Raw genomic sequence first — 13,792 nt, 5'->3', positions numbered from 1 at the left:
TTAAAGCTCGTATGGTCGGACTTGTTATTGTTTCTCACAGTCGGCAGCTTGCCGAAGCGCTGGTTTCCTTGATACGGGGAACCGGCAACGAGGCTATACCCGTGGTTGCGACAGGCGGAGTGGGCGAGGGAGCCCAGGAACTCGGAACGGATGCCGGTGACATCGTCGATGCCATCGGTTCCGTTTATTCCGACGAGGGGGTACTGGTCCTCACCGACCTGGGAAGCGCCGTGCTGAGTGCCGAACTTGCCCTGGAGTTTCTCCCCGACGAGCAAAAACCGCATATTCGTATCTCTTCGGCTCCCCTTGTCGAGGGTGCTGTCTCTGCGGCGGTTCAGATCGGATTGGGGTCTTCTCTTCAGGAAGTGGAGCTTGAGGCACGTGGCGGGCTTGTTCCCAAACAGGAGCACCTGGATCAACCTGAAACATCGTCCTCTACCGATGCGCCTGAAGCAGATGCTGTCTCTTCTGCAAGCGGCTCTGTCGCCTCTGAAACAGGTAATCATGTCGAACGGGTGATGACCATCACCAATGTGCATGGCCTGCATGCCCGCCCGGCTGCGAAGCTGATACGCCTGATCGGTTCCTTCGATGCGGAAGTGGAGGTTTCCAATCTCTCGAGGAAGCTTGGACCGGTGTCGGGACGGAGTCTAAACAGGCTTTCGTCACTGAATGTCCTGCAAAACGATCGGGTACGCTTTTCCGCTTCAGGTCCCCAGGCCACCTCCCTTCTTGAGGCGGTGGAGGCCCTGATTGCGGATAATTTCGGAGAGGCCGAAGAGCAGCTCGAAACGATCCCTCGGTCGGAGTCGGAAAACCCGGAAGGACTGATCGGCATCTCCGATGGTATTGCGATTGGAAAAGCCTTCTTGCTTACAAGTCATGGATTCGAAGCCGAAAAGGCTTTTGCCGAAGATCGAGACACCGAAGCCAGGCTTTTTACCGAAGCCGTCGAAAGGGTCGAAGCCGATCTTGCCGAAAAAAAGCGTATGCTCGTCTCAAGGCTCTCGGAACAGGAACTTGAAATTTTTGACGCTCATGCAATCCTGTTGAGAGACCCTGAACTCTTTGATGAGACCCTAAAACTGATCGCGGATGAAGGATATAAAGCCGCATACGCGTGGAGCCTTCGCGTCCAGGAGGTGAGCCAGGCGTATGAGAGCCTTTCGGATGCATATCTCAGGCAGCGGGCAAAGGATGTACGGGATGTAGGGGCTCAGCTTCATGATGCGCTTGTTGGTAAGGATGGCTCCGGGGAGCTCCTGACGGGGATATCCTCGCCGGTAGTCCTTTTTGCCGATGATCTGACGCCGACCCAGACTGCTTCCTTTGATTTTTCCATTGTAAAGGGGGTGGTTACCCGCTTCGGAGGGCCCACTTCGCATACCGCAATTCTGTGCAGGGCCTTGGGCATACCGGCTGTCGGCGGATTCGCCGACATGGAATCTGTTGCCGATGGGACGATGGTTATCATCGACGGCAAAGCGGGGGCCGTATCCATAGACCCGCAGGAAGAGAAACTTGCCGAGGCCCGGGAAGCGGAAAAGCAGAAGAGAGAGGAGCTTGAAAGGTTGCGGCAGAAAGCGGAGGCCCCGGCAATCAGCATCGATGGCAGCCGGGTGGAGGTTTTTGCCAATATTGCATCGCCTCGTGATGCCGAGGCGGCAATACGTAACGGGGCAGAGGGAAGCGGCCTGTTTCGGACCGAATTTCTCTTTCTCAATAGGAAAACGGCGCCGACCGAGGAGGAGCAGTTTGGGGCGTTTGTAAAAGTTGGTGAGGCTTTCGGAGAAAAGCCCGTTATCATCCGTACCTTTGATATCGGTGGGGATAAGCAGATCGACTATATGAGGCTTCCCGATGAGGCGAATCCCTTTCTCGGGGTAAGGGGACTACGGCTCTATGAAACCCATCGGGAGCTTTTTACGGCCCATATCCGTGCGATTCTTCGGGCGGCTTTCTCTTTCAATTTTCAGATCATGGTACCCATGGTTGCCGAGGTCGACGAGTGTATCCGAATCCGAAGCGCTATCGAAGAGGTCCATACCGATCTGGAAAGGGAAGGGGTTCAGCATCGCTGGCCACTACCGATAGGGGCTATGATCGAAACACCGGCGGCAGCGCTTCTTGCAGGAAAACTGGCAAGTCGTGTGGACTTTTTCAGTATTGGTTCAAATGACCTGACTCAGTATATCATGGCTGCCGAACGGGGAAACCCCAATCTCGTTCACTTTGCCGATCCTCTACATCCCGCGGTCTTGTCTGCAATCAAACTGGCTGTCGAATCGGCACACCTGCACGGCAAAAAGATCGGCGTCTGTGGAGAGATGGGTAGCGATCGGGACGGAATTGCCGCATTGCTGGCTCTCGGGGTGGATGAGATCAGCATGAGTCCTGCAAAAATACCCGAGGCAAAAGAACGTATCAGATCCCTTGATCGATCCAGGCTTCTATCCCTTCTTCCCCACCTGGAGGAAGAAGGGAGTGCAAAGGCTATACGCTCCTTCCTTAAAGAGCTGGAGGAAGGCCGGTAGTCGAATGATGCGATGGGAAATTATTCCATCGCATCGATGATTTCTTCTGACCTGTTTCCGACCCCTTGTTTCTCTAAAAAGTTTCGTACCTGTTCCCTGGCCTTTGCCTTATCCACTGAGATGAGGACGAAGGCTGTTTGGCTTTCTTGGTCGTATTCCGACCGGATAACGGTATAGTCGAATTGGAGTTGAGAGGCCTGTTCTGTTATCGCCTCCACAGATTCCTGGCTATCGCGCTTTTCTCCGGAGCTTGCTTCGGTAAAATAGCGGTTTACCGCACTCTTTAGACTGACTTGCAGCTGAAAGGCCATCTCACCGATTGCAATGGTCTCTGCGGAACGTAATGCACCCTCTTGATCCGATAGATGGCGTGCCCCCGCCGCGGTAAGCTTATCGGCTAAGAGCGGAGGGCTAAGATACCAGTCGGGATAATGTGCTATCGTTTTCGCTTTTTCGTCTTGTGCCGCTGCCGGTACCATGGGGGCCGGATAACCGGATTGGTCGAGATTTCCCAGCTGGGCGTCGCCGACCTTCATACCTGCATAGACCTTTGTACCCTCTCCCGATGTGTCGTCGATGGCGGTGTTAAAGGATGCTGCATAGTTGAGAACCAAGCCCTCGTTCGGGTCTACATGACCTTCTGAAATGATGTAGGTGGTATTGTCGGCACTCTGTGTTTGCATGTTCTCACCGTCCCCCGTGAGAGAATAGCCCATCTCTGTTCGTACGATGATCTCCAGCTTCGAGCTGAAGCTGCCGTCGGGGTGTACCAAGGTGGGCCAGCCCTGGAATGTTTCGTCGGCTTCCTCCGGATTAATGGGACGATAGATGAGATATCCATCCTTTACCGTTGCCTCCAAGGCCTTGTCGCCCATGGATTCGGTGATGTGATAGACACCGTTATAACCGGAGGATGCCCGCAGGTTTTCTTTCACCAGCTGAAGCGATCCTTCAACCTCAACTTTGTGTAAGGAATCGAATTGTTCGCGATAACCTCCCCAAAGAAAGGAACCGTCGTCCTGAAGTTTGCCTGTAATGCTTGGGGTTTCGCTGCAGCTCATCGATCCATCTTCTGCCACCGTAAAGTGGAGCATGGAAACGGGATCGGTAAATTGCCTCTCTTTGACCGCAACCACAACATTGTCGTAGATATTGATGGTCGACTGTTTCAGCAGTATCCCCGATTGTGCATACTGTGCTTCCAGTTCAGGGGAAGTCGTGGCCTTCTCAAAATTGTAGAGATACAGGCCGTCCTGAAAGAAGGGCTCTTTTTCCGGGCTTTGCTCTCTTGTCTCTGCTGTCTCTGCCCCGGGACTTTTTTCGCTGGTCTCATCGGCCTGAGGGGCCGGTCTATTCTCAGAAAGTGTATTGCTGCTTACACAACCGCTTAGGATCAAGATAATTGCTACAAATACTGGTAGAATGCAAGGTTTCACAAGGTTCTCCTTTTTTCGATATCGTGTGGAGTGTAGCACATATGTAGTGTTCCGAATATTGGTGATACATGTGTCAAAGCCATCGACACCATAACTTTATCCTATAATCGCCTTCGACCCGGAAAGAATAGAATAAATCGTGCCGTCGTTTCGCTGTTTTCCGCCCTGATTCTGCCGTGATGAAGATCTACAATCGCTTTTGCTATCGAAAGCCCCAAACCCGATCCACCTCCCATACGGGCACTGTTGCCCCGATAGAGACGGTCAAACATTCGGTCAAGATCCCGTGCTGCAATGTGGCCGCTGTTTTCGACGATCAGTACGACATCCTTCACCTTCGATTCCAATGTGACTCGAATGGTTCCGCCTGGTTGCGTATGCTGAAGGGCGTTCTGAACAATATTGGAGACACAACGCTGCATAAGGTGTTCATCAATCAAAAACCAGAACTCTTCCCCCTCGCAGCACAGCGCTATCTCCTTTTGCCCGGCAAGGAGGGCAAAGCGTTCTCTAATATCATCAAGAAAGGCCGAGGCGTGGAAGTAGCGGGCATTGATCTTCATCTCCGGTGACTCATATCGACTGAGTTCCTGAAGATTCCGTACCAGTGTCTCTACACGGTTTAGTTCCGTAAGGAGATTTGCAAGACGAGGCCTGCCGATATCGAGCACCCCGTCCAGCATCGCTTCGAATTGGGCCTTGATGGCGGTAATGGGGGTTCGCAAATCGTGTGAGATATCCTGCATCCACTGCCGTCTTAGGCTCTCCTCCTTTGAAAGCTGGTTTTGGAGATCAAGGGCGGACTGGGAAATTTTGTTCATCTCCCTGGTTCCCAGACTGGGAAAATCTACGTTACGGGCTCCTTTGCTCATGGCTGTTATCCCTTTCACGAGCCCCCTGGTTTGTCGTGAAAAGGATGATGAGAACAGAAGCGAAAATACCAACGTGAGCCCTGTGGTGATAATCGTTCCGGTGGTGACTGCCCGGCGCATGGTTGCAACGAATTGTCTATTCGCCTCATAGGCAAAAAAGTCGACACTATCTACCGCCAGGTAACCTATCACATTATCTCCATCCCGGATTTCCAGGGGCTGGGATTGGTGAAGTAGGGCCTGGAGCGGTCCCTCTTCCTTTTCCAACTCCTGAAGCGTAAGTCGTTTCCCCTGTTTTAAAAGAAAGAGAGGGTGTTTTTGTTCATCAAAGACATACACGTATAAAGAGTCGGTCATGTATGGGGTAAGTGCACTCTCCAGGCTCCCTTCCGACAGCCCCCCATTAAGCCTGTGGACCTTGGATATGATGGGTATGAGAAGGGCCTCCAGCTCCTCCTTTTTCCCCTCGTTCCAATTGAGAATCGAGGCTTTTATGGCAAATCCCACCATGAGCGACATAACGGTGAGAACAAAGAGAGATGAGGCGAGGAGGCCGAAAAAGGTTCTGGAAAAGATGCTTCTCATCCCTCTTCCCTGTCCCTATGGCCTTGAAAGCGATATCCATAACCGCGAACCGTTTCGATCCATTCTCCTTCTCCCAATTTTGATCTGAGATTGGCAATATGTGTATCAACGGTTCTTTCCGATCCTTCGAAAAAGTAATTCAGACATTCGGCCAGAATTCTTTCACGGGAAACGACGATGCTTTCCTGTTTTGCAAGATAAAGGAGTATTTTCCATTCGGCACCTGTCAGGTATGCCTCGTTGCCGTCTATGAGAAGGTGATGGGTCTTTTGGTCGATTTCAAGTTTATGCTCTTCACAGTACCAACTGTTTTTGCCTGTAAGTTCCGAGCGGCTGTATGTATACCGCTTCAAAAGGGCTTGCACGCGCAGGACCAGTTCCTTTGTCGAGAAGGGCTTTGTTACGTAGTCGTCGGCTCCCATTTCGAAGCCGAGAATGCGGTCGGATTCCGAATCTTTTGCTGTTAAAAACATCAACGGAACATTGGAAAATTCCCGAATTGTTTTTGCCAGCGAGAAGCCGTTTCCATCTGGCAGCATGATGTCAAGGATCACAAGATCTGCAATATCGCGTTTGATTGTTTCTATAACGCCTTTCGTCCCCTCAAACTCCACAATCTGATGCTCCTCCAGTTGGAGGTATCCGCTCAAAGCCTCGCGAATAAATGGGTTGTCTTCGATCAAAAGTATGCACGCCACCTTTTATCTCCTACCGGGCATAATTAAGCTCTCGCAAGATGTAGTTACCCGAGGCTTCCCGCTTTCGAACCCAGTTCCCCTGCGGATCATAGATATATGAGGTACTGCTCTCTTCCTTTGTCTCTACATTTTGTACCGTTTCACGATACAGATTGCCCCTCTCATCGTAAAGGCGGGTGCTTGTCTCTTTTATCGTGCCCTCCGGATCGGATACCGTTGCTCTGGTCTGCTGCCCCGCTTCATTATAGCTGTATTGAACCTGCTCATAGAGACCGTTTGCGTTATAGCGTTCCTCTTTTGTCACTTTACCGGCTTGGTTGTAGGAAAAAGCCACCCTCTTGAGCAGTTTCCCGTCCGAATAGAGGGTCAACCAGAGTGAGATGCGGCCTTGATCGTCGTACTGATAACTGTTTTGCAAGTTGACCGATCCGTCCGCCTGATAATTGACTTTTTCAATCAAAATTCCTTCTTCGTTATATCGATAGATATCGTACCATTCCAGCTGCATTTGCGCATCGAAAGAGGATTCACGCAAAAGTCTGTTCTTTTCATCGTATTGATATGCATACTTCCAGCGGAAATCGCCGTCCGCCCCCGAACCCACAATTTCTGCAATAAGCCCCGCATCGTTATAGGCAAAGCTTGTTTTGTTTTTTAGAGCTCCCCCATCACCATAACCTTTTTCTGTTTGCGGTCTATTATGCTCGTCAAAGAGAATGGTCCGCTTCAGGGCCAGTGATGAGAGGGCCTGTCCAGTATATTCGGAAAGGCTTACCACATTGCCACAAAGGTGCTGTGTCCAGGGTTCGGGAACATCGGTGGTGCTATCTTGTGCCCATAGAAGCCAGGGAAGAAAAAGAAGGAAAAGAATAATTTTTTTCACATGATTCATAATTCATACCTCGTTCTTGACAGATCCGTTTCTGTATAAAACATATACCCTTTGGAATCATATCAACGCTGCACTGTTATCTACCAAAGCTCCGCCCCCCTGTCTACCGAAGAGGTCGAAATCTCGTTACATCTTTGCAAAAGCTTAACAATTGCCCCAAGTCAGCTTGATATCCGGCATATAGCTTATCCCTTGTAGATTGAGAAAACGGGTAAGGAGGTGATACGCCGGAAGATTTGTTAGTTTTGATCGATTGAAAACACTTTACCATGAAGGAGAATAGTTATGAAGAAACGAATAATGATTATTGGTGCATCTATCGTATTTTTGTTGTCGGCCTTTGCTGTGTCGGCTAATGATTCCCTGACACAAGTTATGGATAGCAATCCCGATTTCGCCCGCTTTGCCCAGCTGATTAACGAGGGTGATACCAAAGCCCTTCTTGCTGAGAACGAAGAGCTTACTCTTTTGGTTCCGTCGAATGAAACCTTGGAGGCAGTAACGGCTCAGGCAAGCGATGATGCAGAGGCTGTTGATCGATTTCTAAAAGGGCATATCCTTATAGGCGCTCTAAGCTACGATCAGCTGCGAAACAGTGAAAAGGTCATCACCCTCGGCGGCGACACCCTATCGGTAGCGCTTGACAGTGATGGACGTGTCCATATCGGCGACCTTGTTTTGACGAGCGAGAAGAATCTCGGTACCGAATTGGTCTCCGTGTATAGTGTTTCCGGTCCCACCGACGCCGTTGAAAAGGGGGAGGAATAGTATGATAAAGAGAAACGTACGACATGTGTCACTGCTCCTTGCAGTATTCTTGCTTTTGGCCGGTATCCTCTCCTGCCGGCATGAGGAGGAGAATACCGTCGCCGCTCCGGTGCCGGAAAACGAAAATCCTCCTGCCTTTGCCGAGCCTGCTCCCGAGAGCCCCGATGTGGCTCCCGAACAGGATCTTTTCGAGATTCCCGATCAGGAGGAATCCTATTCAGATGATGTTTTGCCCTCCGAAGGCACTACCGAAGGTGCTGCCGATGCTGAGGAAGGGGAGAACATCGAAACAAATGAATAGGTATGAATACGTATTGATTGAGACGATATAGATAAAGCCCGTTCGTCTCTGTTTCTGTTTCTTGTCCGGCCTGCCCTGTTATGGGTGGGTCGGACTTTTCGTTTCTCTCCTTTTCCGTTATGCTTTAAGCCTATGTTGCACCTAACGCTACTGCCTCATATCCTTGCGATATGCCGCTTGGAGCACGATGCCCCAGTGCCGTCCTGGACCGGGGGCGAGAAATTTGTCTCTATTACCCGAACCGGTGATGAACTTTCCGTTGTTTGTTCTCAGCAAAGGGTCCCCGACGGTGTAACCATGGAAGGCGGCTGGCGTGCTTTCAAGGTCGAAGGACCCCTGGAATTCTCGCTCACCGGCATTCTCTCCTCCCTTACCCTTCCTCTTGCCGAAGCAGGGATTCCTGTGTTTGCCCTCTCCACCTTTGACACCGATTACCTTTTGGTCAAGGGAGTTGATGTTGAAACGGCAGAAAGGGTTTTGGGGCAGTTTTGCTTTCTGGAGGAGGAAGGGGCAAACCGTGCACATTGAGGGTATCCTAATCGGCCTTGCCGCCTTTGTATTGATTGGCCTCTTTCATCCCCTGGTAATCCATGGTGAGTATCACTTCGGAACAAAAATTTGGCCGCTATTTCTTATCGCCGGGCTTCTTTTTTGCGGCCTTTCCCTTTATATCGGACAGGTTGTACTCTCTGCCATCCTCGGTGTAGCCGGATTTTCTTCATTCTGGAGCATCGGCGAGCTCTTTCACCAGAAACGCAGGGTAGAGAAGGGATGGTTTCCGAAGAAAGAGCGGAAATAAGTTGTGCTATCGGATAGCGGGCTCTGCAGGCGCTCCTCTCTATTGTTTATCTGCAAGAATATACGAAAGGCCGTCTCTCTCAAATTTTTCTAATGCCATTTCAGGCAGATGTGTCTTATCGGTAATTACATAGTCGATATCACCGTATCCGGCAAATAGGTTGATTCCCGCCGCATCGAATTTTGTGGAATCAAAGACTCCAAAGACTTCATTTGCCGCTTTTATCATGAAACGCTTAAGATGTGCTTCAAAGGGGCTCAAAGCGGCCAGCCCCTCGTTTAGCCTTACTCCGCTGGCTGCGATAAACGCCTTATCAACTTTTACGCGACTGAAAAAGGCCTCTGCATCGGGTCCCTGCGTCGACATATTCTGGCTGAAGAGCATGCCTCCGGAAAGAGACACGGAAACTTGTGTATTGGCAAGGACGGTAGCAACGGGAAGTGAATTGGTCAGTACGGTAATGCTGTTTTTATTGCTCAAAAGCCGGGCGATTTCCAGAGTTGTTGTGCCGGAATCTAAAATGATTGAATCACCGTCATTAATAAAATTAACCGCGCATTTTGCAATCTCTACCTTTATTTCATGGTTTATTCGACTTCGTAACTCAAAGGGGGTCAGGGTGTTGCTATCTACTATGTGGGCTTCTCCCCTTTTTCTTATGATGAGATTGGCCTCTTCCAGAATTGATAAATCTTTCCGGATGGTAGCCGAGGAGACGGGATAAAGCGGAAAAAGATCTTTTACATTTATGGAAGCGTTCTTTTTGATAATTTGCAAAATCTCGTTTTGCCGTTTACTTATTTGCTGCATTCCGGTTCTCCTCTGTGCTATCACTTATTATTCGCTACAATTGAAGTTTTGATAAATTGTAAAGTAAAACATTATAAAATATTATACGCTATGCACTTTTCCGAATCAAGTCGGTAAAGTGTTAATAATTTCGATATTACATGCATTTTGTCTTGTAATTACCTATATTTTTTGATGTAATAATAGTTAATAAAAGATTGTGAAAGTTTATGAAATAAAATTTGACATAATGATGATGTCGTGCAATTATAATAAAGATTATTGAAGAATACTATGGTTTTTCATCAGGTCAAAAGAGGAGATTTTGCAAGGTGTCTATTCTTTGTGTTGGAGAATTGGTAGCTGATATCTTGGTTAGATCCGTCGATGGAATTGATTTTACGATCGACAGCATGTCAGTTGATGAAATTTCGTTGAAAAGCGGGGGGGATGCATTTAATGTTTCTCTCAATCTGGCACGCCTCGGAAATAAAGTGGGTTTCTCGGGGAAAATAGGTCGTGACTTTCTTGGAAAATTTCTTAAGGGTGCAGCGGCGGAAAGAAAGGTTGATCTAAGAAATCTTTGCGTTTGTGATGAGATTCCGACATCGGCTGTTATTGCCTTAATCAGAGAGGATGGTGCGAGAACGTTTCTGCATTTCAATGGCAGCAACGACTCGTTTTGTATCTCGGACATCGATCTCTCACTTTTAAAAAAGTATACGTTTCTGCACATCGGAGGTACATTCCATCTTCCTGCATTTGACGGAGAGGGAACATTGCAGTTACTCAAGGCTGCAAAGGGTATGGGCTTGATCACTTCTATGGATGTTGCTTGGGATCGATCGGGGCAATGGCTGAAAAAGATCGGCCGTTGTCTTCCTTCTATCGATTATTTTATTCCAAGTGATAATGAAGCCAGGATGCTTACTGGTACAGACGACGTTAGGGAGATGGCATTCCGGCTCAAAGCGGCTGGCGTAAAAAACGTCGTAATTAAAATGGGAGATAAAGGGGCATATGGTGATATTCAAGGAAAACAATTCTTTTGTAATACACATAGGGTCAAGGTTGTTGATACCACAGGAGCCGGAGATGGGTTTGTTTCCGGCTTTCTTACGGGCTTAGCAAAGGGAGCTGATCCCGTTAGCTGCGTGAAATATGGAACAACAGTAGCTTCTTTCATTATTCAAAAAGTTGGTGCCACAGAAGGTTCGCCAACGTTCCAGGAAATCACACACTTCCTATCTACTGAAACTGAACTGGAGATTTTACATGTATAACAACAATATGAAAGGACTCATTGAAACAGCAAATCGGGAAGGTTTTGCCATTCCCGCATTCAACTATTCCGATATCTGGGAACTGCTTGCAATAGTTGAAGCTGCAAGGGACCGAAAGGCACCGGTGTATATTGCCTCGAATAGCTTAGTCGTCAATACCCTCGGCATCGACTATTGTGGTGCTCTTGGGAAGGTTGCCTATAAAGAATCACACGGATATGTACTGAACCATTTAGATCATGCCATGGAAGTTGATCTTTGCCGAAAGGCTATTGATAGCGGCTACATGTCGGTGATGATCGACGGGTCTTTAAAAGAATTGATGGAAAACATTGCTATGGTAAAAGAGGTGGTTCGTTACGCCCATGACAAAGGGGTAATTGTTGAAGCGGAAATCGGAAAAATCCGTGGTTCAAATGAAGAAGGCACCTATACAGGCAATGAGTATCTTGGTTCTGTGGAAGAAGCGGTGGCAATGGTCTCTGCAACAAACGTTGATTCTTTGGCTGTTGGCATCGGCAACGCGCATGGATTTTATAAACAACCTCCGCACATACATATTGATCTTTTACGTGATGTTCATCATGCGGTTTCTGTTCCTTTGGTTCTGCATGGAAGCACGGGAATTCCCTACGAGACGGTACGGGCCTGTATAAAAAATGGGATTGCCAAGGTGAATGTCGGGACAATGCTGCATAGCACCTATGTCAAACAGCTACGAATCGAGTTGGAAAAGAAGGAAGACTATAATGTAGTGACTCTCCTGACACCGGTAAAAGATGCGGTAAAGGCAATGGTGAAAGAGTGGATAGATGTTTGCTATGCGGGAGGAAGGTATTAAGCCCATCCCACACAAGTTTCGTAAACGGTGGATTTTTATGGCAAAGGTACCAAAAAGGAAAGAAGGATAAGATGATGGCAGAAACAATGAAAGCAATTGCTGTTCTGAGAGCAGGCGAGATTAGCGTGGTAACGGACGTTCCAAAGCCAAAACCAAAACCGTATGAGGCTTTAGTGAAAATTCATACTTGTGGATTTTGTAACGGAACAGATATGCAGATTATCAATGGTACTATAACGGAAGCAGAGGGCTTAAAGCCCTACCCAACGGTTTTAGGGCATGAGGCTTGCGGAGAGGCTATTGAACTGGGGGCTAAGGTACGGCACATTGCCATCGGGGACAGGTTTGTGCGACCGGATACGCCGTATTGGTATGGAAAATATTCCTGTACCCATGGGAATATGGCGGAATATGCTGTTGCAATTGATAGGAAGGCAATGGAGGAGGACGGACTTCCTTTCGATTCTTTTCCATCCGAAGAGAATTGTGGTCGTATTCCCGGAGATATTTCATTTGAGGACGGTGCGGTAGTCCTTTCGTTGTTGGAATGCTTAAGTGCGGTAAGAAATTTTCACCTACAAGCTGGTATGGATGTCCTTGTTTACGGTGCAGGCCCCATGGGCTTAGGCATTGTCGCCTGTCTAAATGCAATAGGCGTACGTAAAATTGTACTGATTGATGCGGTGGAGTCACGTTTAAACTATGCCTGTAAACATTTTAGCGTTAATCAAACTATTAATATTGCAAATGACTCAGTAGCAAACTGTATCGAGAAAAATTCCTTTGATGCCGTACTTGATGTAGTAGGGTCAAGTAGAATTTTATTGGAAGGGACTCTTTTTCTTAAAAAAGGGGGAATCTTATGTGGGATGGGTGTCTTGCATAAAGATGATGCCCTGATCAATGTGAGGCAGCTTCAAAATAATACCGTACTCCATATGTTGAATATGCCGTATAAACGGATGGCACATATTGATGATTTGGTAGAAATGATCCGTCACAAAAAAATTAATCTAAAAGATTTCTATACCCATGTACTTCCTGCGGAAGAAATCAAAGCGTGTCTCCGCTTGGTGAAAAGAAAGGAAGCACTTAAGGTCGTGCTTACGTTTTAATTTATATGAGACGCACCAATGGGTGCAGGTCCATACAGGAGTCGAATAATGAAAGGGATAGAATTTGCCTTATTCCCAAATGGGTGGGGACAAAACGATGCTGCATGGAATTTTGCCGGATATAATTTTGCTACGGCGGCTAAAAAGGACCGTGGTGAAGCATGGATGACTTTTCCACTTCAGTGTGTCGTCATCAAACATCCTGAAGCAGGATATATTATGTATGATGTCGGATGTGGTGCGCGGGAAGAAATAGATCGAAGACCCGAAGAGCACCGCCTGATTAATCCTGTGATGATCAAACGTGACGAGTATGTCGACCAGCGATTAATGCAATTAGGCCTTTGTGTGAATGATATCTCAACAATAATTATTTCACATTGTCATTGGGATCATATTGGCGGACTTGAATTCTTTAAAGGTACTCCGGCAATTAAACATATTTATGTTGGGAAAGAAGAGTTTTCGTTTGCACTGGTTGCAAGTCATAAAAGCAGCAAAGGTTATTCTGATGCTTTGTACTATAAAAAGAATCTTGATGTCGATGGAGCTGAATTTAATTTGATTGAAGAGGATATTGAGCTTTTTCCTGATGTAAAGCTCATTTTGTTTGAAGGCCATTCACCTTGTGTCATTGGGCTCATGTTACATCTAGAGAACAGTACCTATATTTTCCCCAGCGATGCGGTAACTGCAGAGATCTGTTACAAAGAACCTATTGTACGGCCTGGTACTATTTATGATTCCCTTGGATTCGATCGTACGTTAAAACGATTACGTAAGCTTGAGAAAGAGTACGATGCAAACATCATATTTCATCACGATCCTTGGAATTTTCCGAATTATCGGACCATGGAATGGATTCGATAATAGGGGGTG

General features: G+C 47.7%; 14 protein-coding genes. 9 read left to right on the top strand and 5 right to left on the bottom strand.

Features of this window, described 5'->3' with window-relative positions; genetic code table 11:
* Positions 1–11 precede the first annotated feature (11 nt).
* Positions 12–2,534, top strand: a complete 2,523-nt coding sequence (gene ptsP, locus SPIRS_RS13625) for a phosphoenolpyruvate--protein phosphotransferase (RefSeq protein ID WP_013255266.1) — start codon at positions 12–14, stop codon at positions 2,532–2,534.
* A gap of 20 nt (positions 2,535–2,554) precedes the next feature.
* Here ptsP and SPIRS_RS13620 read toward each other — a convergent pair whose 3' ends face one another.
* The 4 genes from SPIRS_RS13620 to SPIRS_RS13605 form a co-directional block, all read right to left on the bottom strand.
* The gene (locus SPIRS_RS13620; RefSeq protein ID WP_013255265.1) at positions 2,555–3,970 is read right to left on the bottom strand and encodes a hypothetical protein; all 1,416 of its coding nucleotides are present in this window, start codon (positions 3,968–3,970) and stop codon (positions 2,555–2,557) included.
* 101 nt (positions 3,971–4,071) lie between these two features.
* Entirely contained in the window at positions 4,072–5,427 is a 1,356-nt protein-coding gene (locus SPIRS_RS13615; protein WP_013255264.1) for a sensor histidine kinase, read from the bottom strand.
* Positions 5,424–6,125, bottom strand: coding sequence for a response regulator transcription factor (locus SPIRS_RS13610; protein WP_013255263.1), 702 nt, complete (start codon positions 6,123–6,125; stop codon positions 5,424–5,426). The genes SPIRS_RS13615 and SPIRS_RS13610 overlap by 4 nt, the downstream gene beginning before the upstream one ends.
* 10 nt (positions 6,126–6,135) lie before the next feature.
* Positions 6,136–7,017, bottom strand: a complete 882-nt coding sequence (locus SPIRS_RS13605; RefSeq protein ID WP_013255262.1) for a hypothetical protein — start codon at positions 7,015–7,017, stop codon at positions 6,136–6,138.
* Positions 7,018–7,302: 285 nt separating this feature from the next.
* Here SPIRS_RS13605 and SPIRS_RS13600 point away from each other — a divergent pair, with 285 nt between their 5' ends.
* From SPIRS_RS13600 to SPIRS_RS13585, 4 genes are all read left to right on the top strand, one after another.
* On the top strand, positions 7,303–7,785 hold the full coding sequence (locus tag SPIRS_RS13600) for a fasciclin domain-containing protein (RefSeq protein ID WP_013255261.1): 483 nt from the start codon (positions 7,303–7,305) through the stop codon (positions 7,783–7,785).
* 1 nt (position 7,786) lies between these two features.
* Positions 7,787–8,086, top strand: a complete 300-nt coding sequence (locus SPIRS_RS13595) for a hypothetical protein (RefSeq protein WP_013255260.1) — start codon at positions 7,787–7,789, stop codon at positions 8,084–8,086.
* A gap of 132 nt (positions 8,087–8,218) precedes the next feature.
* A complete protein-coding gene (locus SPIRS_RS13590; RefSeq protein ID WP_013255259.1) occupies positions 8,219–8,614 on the top strand; it encodes an ACT domain-containing protein in 396 nt (131 codons plus the stop codon).
* Positions 8,604–8,885 carry a DUF4491 family protein gene (locus tag SPIRS_RS13585; RefSeq protein WP_013255258.1) on the top strand — a complete coding sequence of 94 codons (282 nt, stop codon included), beginning with the start codon at positions 8,604–8,606 and terminating at the stop codon, positions 8,883–8,885. The genes SPIRS_RS13590 and SPIRS_RS13585 overlap by 11 nt, the downstream gene beginning before the upstream one ends.
* 39 nt (positions 8,886–8,924) lie before the next feature.
* Here SPIRS_RS13585 and SPIRS_RS13580 read toward each other — a convergent pair whose 3' ends face one another.
* A complete protein-coding gene (locus SPIRS_RS13580) occupies positions 8,925–9,695 on the bottom strand; it encodes a DeoR/GlpR family DNA-binding transcription regulator (protein ID WP_013255257.1) in 771 nt (256 codons plus the stop codon).
* A 311-nt stretch (positions 9,696–10,006) separates the two neighbouring features.
* Here SPIRS_RS13580 and SPIRS_RS13575 point away from each other — a divergent pair, with 311 nt between their 5' ends.
* The 4 genes from SPIRS_RS13575 (at position 10,007) to SPIRS_RS13560 (ending at position 13,783) form a co-directional block, all read left to right on the top strand.
* Complete coding sequence (locus tag SPIRS_RS13575) at positions 10,007–10,957, top strand: carbohydrate kinase family protein (protein ID WP_013255256.1); 951 nt, start codon at positions 10,007–10,009, stop codon at positions 10,955–10,957.
* Positions 10,950–11,798: a class II fructose-bisphosphate aldolase gene (locus tag SPIRS_RS13570; RefSeq protein ID WP_013255255.1), complete on the top strand. Its 849-nt coding sequence runs from the start codon at positions 10,950–10,952 to the stop codon at positions 11,796–11,798. The genes SPIRS_RS13575 and SPIRS_RS13570 overlap by 8 nt, the downstream gene beginning before the upstream one ends.
* Positions 11,799–11,869: 71 nt before the next feature.
* Entirely contained in the window at positions 11,870–12,913 is a 1,044-nt protein-coding gene (locus SPIRS_RS13565; RefSeq protein WP_083771486.1) for a zinc-dependent alcohol dehydrogenase, read from the top strand.
* A gap of 48 nt (positions 12,914–12,961) precedes the next feature.
* Entirely contained in the window at positions 12,962–13,783 is an 822-nt protein-coding gene (locus SPIRS_RS13560; protein ID WP_013255253.1) for an N-acyl homoserine lactonase family protein, read from the top strand.
* The last annotated feature ends 9 nt before the right edge of the window (positions 13,784–13,792 follow it).

It is taken from the genome of Sediminispirochaeta smaragdinae DSM 11293, assembly GCF_000143985.1.
Lineage (GTDB): Bacteria > Spirochaetota > Spirochaetia > DSM-16054 > Sediminispirochaetaceae > Sediminispirochaeta > Sediminispirochaeta smaragdinae.
Note: the sequence above shows the minus strand (reverse complement) of the source record. Positions and strands in the feature narration are given on the sequence as shown.